We start from the raw sequence: 276 nt of genomic DNA, 5'->3' as shown, positions 1-276 counted from the left end.
TTCATCATTTTCATATTGGTCGTAGCAAATTTTACAGAATTTGTTACAATTAAAAGCCCTAAAACGTCCTTCATTTCCGAAGTTTCCTTTTTTTATCTTTGATCCCATTCGGCAGCTACTAACTGCTCCTAATGCCAAAGCCATTTCTGTTATAATGCAAGTATGCTTGATCTCAATTTCATCATTTTCATATTGGTCGTAGCAAATTTTACAGAATTTGTTACAATTAAAAGCCCTAAAACGTCCTTCATTTCCGAAGTTTCCTTTTTTTATCTT

General features: G+C 32.6%; 1 protein-coding gene. It reads right to left on the bottom strand.

The features are described from left to right. On the bottom strand, window positions 1–276 hold a 276-nt coding region (locus tag BOQ64_RS24290), incomplete at both ends, for a hypothetical protein (RefSeq protein ID WP_228448536.1).

It is taken from the genome of Chryseobacterium sp. CH25, assembly GCF_004119455.1.
Taxonomy (GTDB): Bacteria; Bacteroidota; Bacteroidia; order Flavobacteriales; family Weeksellaceae; genus Chryseobacterium.
Note: the sequence above shows the minus strand (reverse complement) of the source record. Positions and strands in the feature narration are given on the sequence as shown.